The 3,851-nt window shown below is 63.8% G+C and carries 6 protein-coding genes and 1 pseudogene; 2 read left to right on the forward strand and 5 right to left on the reverse strand.

Translation table 11 applies throughout. The annotated features are described in order from the left end of the window. Positions 1–129 precede the first annotated feature (129 nt). Positions 130–279, reverse strand: coding sequence for a helix-turn-helix domain-containing protein (locus AB0873_RS31885; RefSeq protein ID WP_366604464.1), 150 nt, complete (start codon positions 277–279; stop codon positions 130–132). Positions 280–872: 593 nt separating this feature from the next. Here AB0873_RS31885 and AB0873_RS31890 point away from each other — a divergent pair. Further along, positions 873–1,604 (forward strand): DMT family transporter, encoded by a 732-nt coding sequence (locus AB0873_RS31890; RefSeq protein WP_366604465.1) that lies wholly within the window; start codon positions 873–875, stop codon positions 1,602–1,604. A gap of 373 nt (positions 1,605–1,977) precedes the next feature. Then, positions 1,978–2,298 carry a hypothetical protein gene (locus AB0873_RS31895; RefSeq protein ID WP_366604460.1) on the forward strand — a complete coding sequence of 107 codons (321 nt, stop codon included), beginning with the start codon at positions 1,978–1,980 and terminating at the stop codon, positions 2,296–2,298. Positions 2,299–2,337: 39 nt separating this feature from the next. On the opposite strand, the pseudogene AB0873_RS31900 reads toward AB0873_RS31895, so the two are convergent. The 4 genes and pseudogenes from AB0873_RS31900 to AB0873_RS31915 form a co-directional block, all read right to left on the reverse strand. After that, a pseudogene (locus AB0873_RS31900) lies at positions 2,338–2,655 on the reverse strand (transposase); the annotation flags it as partial. Then, entirely contained in the window at positions 2,576–3,250 is a 675-nt protein-coding gene (locus AB0873_RS31905) for a helix-turn-helix domain-containing protein (protein WP_366604461.1), read from the reverse strand. The pseudogene AB0873_RS31900 and the gene AB0873_RS31905, both read right to left, overlap by 80 nt. A gap of 14 nt (positions 3,251–3,264) precedes the next feature. Beyond that, positions 3,265–3,393, reverse strand: a complete 129-nt coding sequence (locus AB0873_RS31910) for a hypothetical protein (RefSeq protein ID WP_366604462.1) — start codon at positions 3,391–3,393, stop codon at positions 3,265–3,267. Positions 3,394–3,475: 82 nt separating this feature from the next. Then, positions 3,476–3,851 (reverse strand): WhiB family transcriptional regulator (locus AB0873_RS31915; RefSeq protein ID WP_366604463.1); only part of this gene is annotated, 376 nt, incomplete at its 5' end.

Consider the following 3,851-nt stretch of genomic DNA (forward strand, 5'->3'; position numbering starts at 1 on the left):
TGAGCCTCGACCCAACCGGGCAGGGCCGCCGACGCTGGACAATGCGCTGGAAGCCCGCCCTCAACGCCTTCGACATCGCTTTCGAAGGCCGCCTGCCCGCAGGCCGCAAGTAGCCGTCAATAATCCGAGTTACACCGTTCGTTTGAGACAGTCCCGCCGGGTGCTGCGGTTGCGGCGTACCTCGCGGCTGATCGTCGATGGGCCCCGGCCGAGCGCGGCAGCGATTGACCGGATCGCGCGAAGCTGCTCAAACGCGACGTCCGTTAACGGAGCGACCAGGTTTGGCGACTACCTCAGCCCGGAAACAAGTTGAATGTGATGCTAGATCGCCACGACTCGGCAGATCACAAGCTGGGGAATTTGTCTGCCCGGTGAATGGGGTCTGGCCAGATCTCGGAGGCTCGCCGCAGCCGCGCAACGGACGACTAGACTGTAACCGTTACATCGACTGATGGACTGAGGACTCAAGCCCAGGCCATAGTGACTTTGTGTGCTGTAGTCGCCAAGGACGGGCAACGCCGTGGGAGGTCATTGTTGTGCTGTTGTGGTCAGAGTCGCGGCCTGTCGGTCTCGCCTTCCGACGGCCACTCGGCCCTAAGGTGGAAGGCTGGCCATGCGAAGAGGTCGTCCAGTAAGAATCGGGACGGCCACTTGATGCCGACTAGTGTCGTGATTGAGGACGGCACGTTGCGAACTTCGCGATGATTGCCGCCCTGCTCGCGTTGGCCGCCAGCGCTGCCTACGGAACCAGTGATTTAGCAGCCGGTGTGGTGGCGCGTTGGGTGCGTCCCATCGCAGTGGCTTGGTGGGGGCACATTGCTGGCGTCATCGTTGTCACTGTCCTCGCTGCTGCGTTGGCCGGTGGGCCACCCATGCGATTGCTAGTCCCTGGGATCGTGGCGGGGATCGTCGTGGCAATCGGGCTCGTCCTGTTCTACGGAGCTTTGGCGCAAGGTCCCGTAGCAGTGGTTACCCCGCTTGCCGCGTCCGCAGCAGCTATTCCAGTTGCGGTAGGCGCCGCCCGAGGTGAGGCGCCTGATACTCTCGGCTGGGTCGGTCTCGCCATCACCGCGACCGGCATCTTGGTCCTAGCCTTTCCTCAGCGAGGCACTGCAGAACCAAACCCCTCCCCCAGCCCATCTGCACGGCCTAGCTGCCCAGACGAGCAAGGAGCGCACCGGCCTCGGTTGCCGGCGGCTCTTTCCGCGCTCTTGGCTGCAGTGGCATTCGGAAGCGCGTTCGTATTGGTGGACTATGGAGGTCTAAGCGGTGTTCCACCCTTGTGGGTCGCAGCCGGGCTTCAGATTGGCGGGACACTTGGGTTGGTGCCCATCGTCGTGATGGGCCGTCGCGCTCGCTTGGCTGTCGAAGGAAAATCTGTAGGTTTGGTACTTATTGCTGGGCTGCTTGCGGCTGGCGGCGACGTCGCGCTGGCGACCGCGGTGTCCATCGGACCGCTGGCCTTAGTTGCCGTCCTCGCGTCGCTCGACTCGGCAGTCAGCGTCCTGCTCGCCCAGCTTCTGCTGCATGAACGGATGACCTTACGCCAAGCGGCTGGCGTGACCGCTGCCCTTGGCGGTGCGATTTTGCTAGCAGCAGGCTGAGCAAGAACTCCAGTGACGTGGACATCGTGACCTGGGGTGAGCAGACGAAGGGTGATGCCTCCGCGTGGCGAACGTGGACATATCCCAAGTCTCTTCCGGTCGTCAGGCCTTGAGCCCAACCAGGCGGGTCTCGTCATGACGTCAGGCTGGACTGCTGGGATTGGGTGGCAGCAGGGGGGATCGACCTTGGCACCTCGGGCCAATTGCACATCAATTGAACCTTTTTCAGGCTGATTTTGCAGGCCAGGGCTCCGATGCGCCGGAACGCCGAGCGCTGTCAGCTGACCAGCGGCGCCCGACACTCAGTATTTCAGGAAGCGGGCCAAACCGCCGGAACCCGACCCGCTCTCCCCGCTCAGCGCGTTCGGCGCCGATGACGCTGGACGTGTACGCGGGGCTGTTCGGTGACGACTTGGACGCCGTTGCCACCCGGCTCAACGAGGCGGCCGCTGCGCGGGATGCGGCCTATTTGCGGACTGGCACGGCCGGCGGCGAGGTTGTCGACCTTGGGAACGGCGAAGCCCAGGTCGTTGACCTGGGCTTTCTCACCGAGCCGCCTGAGGGAATCGAACCGTCGACCTACGCATTACGAGATCAAGTTGGCTACCTGCGCCTACCTGGCCTTGACGGGCCTGACATGCGGCAATGCCTCTCGGCATCTCTCAGCGTCGGCGGTCGCGGTCCGACCTCTTGAGGAGGACTTGTGCCGGTCGCGCGCCTGACCTCCTGACGCTTATGTGTTTGTCAAGGTCGGTTCGCCGCAGGTCATAGATTGGGTTAGCTGGCGGTAGAGTTCGCGGGCGATGTACCGCTTGAGACAGCGGCGGATCTCTCGTGGCGTCTTTCCCTCCGCGGTGCGGCGTTGGACATAGGCCCGGGTTCGAGGACAACTTCGTATGCGGGTCAGCGCGATGGCGCGGTTCAGGGCTCGATCCCCGCCGCGGTTGAGCCGGTGCCGAACAATCCTGCCGCTACTGGCCGGGATCGGCCTCGTGCCGCTCAGGGCGGCGAACGCGGCGTCGTTGCGGCAGCGGCCTGGGTGGGAGAAGCTGACTACGGCTTGGGCGGCGGGTGCAGTCGTCGATGGCGGTGAACTGGTAGTACTGGGCGCGTCTGCGCTGCTTGGGCAGCTGGCGGGTGGTGACGTCGTCGGCGGTCTTGGGTAGGCCGATGGGTTCGATGAACTTGACGTCGATCTGGGCCCGGTTGCCGGGCAGCTGTTTTTCGTAGCGCTTGTAGCGCTTCTCTCGGCGCTGGTATCGCTGGGAGGCGGGTAGCCGATTCAGGCCCAGGCGTCTGAGGATGTTGTAGATCGCGGAGTGGCCTATCTCCAGGTCGTGGTATCGCTTGAGGTACATCTGGATCTTCACTGGGCCGAAGTGGTAGTTCTGCCGCAGGTAGACGATCTTGTTGACGATGTCAGCACGGGTGGCCCTCGGGCTGTGATGCGGCCGGCTGGAGCGGTCGCGCAGTCCCGCAAGTCCTTCTTCCTGGAAGCGGCGCTGCCAGATGTAGAACCGGGTGCGGCTGATGCCGTAGTAGCGGCACGTTTTTGCCACGTTGCCGCTGATCTCTTCCGCGTGACGCAGGATCGCCAGCCGCCGCCGGGCCTGGCGATCCTGCTGCTGTTCGAGCGATGGGGGCACCAAGTCTCCAACGATCAGAGACCCAAAGTGTCAACAACCTCCGGCAGTTCTAGACGAACGGATATCCCCCGTCCTCCGAAGCTGTGCGCCATGCGCACGTCGGCGTCGTACTGGGCGTTTAGCCAGGTCACCAGGTCGTTCACGGGATGATTCTTCTTCAGGCGGTGGCGGCGTGCGTGGCTTCGCGACTCGCGTTGTAGAGCGATTCGGCGGCGGCGAGGTCGATCATGCATTGAGAGCGTTGTTGGCGACTGCGGTTTGGCTTGTCTTGCGGTGCTGCCGTTGCAGGAGTCGCCGTTCGGGTTGGGTGGTGGCGCCCCAGATGCCGTGGAGGTGTTGGGCGGGTTGGTTGAGCGCCCACGCTCGGCATGGGTGTAGGAGCGGGCAGGTGAAGCAGATTTGCTTGGCTTGAGCGATTTGGCGGCGCATTTCGCCGCCTGTGGCAGGGCCGGGAAAGAACAGGTCCGTGTCGTGGCTGCGGCAGGCGGGTGTTTTGGTGGCCTCTCTGTCAAGCCCCGGGTTTGATGGAGAGTTGGTTAGCTGGTTTTCAGGGCTGCGGTGACCGGGTGGGTCATCGCGTGTAGTGCCTCGTGTTCGGCGG

The sequence above is a fragment of the Micromonospora sp. NPDC047707 genome (assembly GCF_040704235.1).
Taxonomy (GTDB): domain Bacteria; phylum Actinomycetota; class Actinomycetes; order Mycobacteriales; family Micromonosporaceae; genus Micromonospora.

Bases quoted from the DNA above. Each gene is read 5' to 3' on its own strand.
- AB0873_RS31890 (WP_366604465.1), top strand. From the start codon at position 873: ATGCGATTGCTAGTCCCTGGGATCGTGGCGGGGATCGTCGTGGCAATC.
- AB0873_RS31895 (WP_366604460.1), top strand. From the start codon at position 1,978: ATGACGCTGGACGTGTACGCGGGGCTGTTCGGTGACGACTTGGACGCC.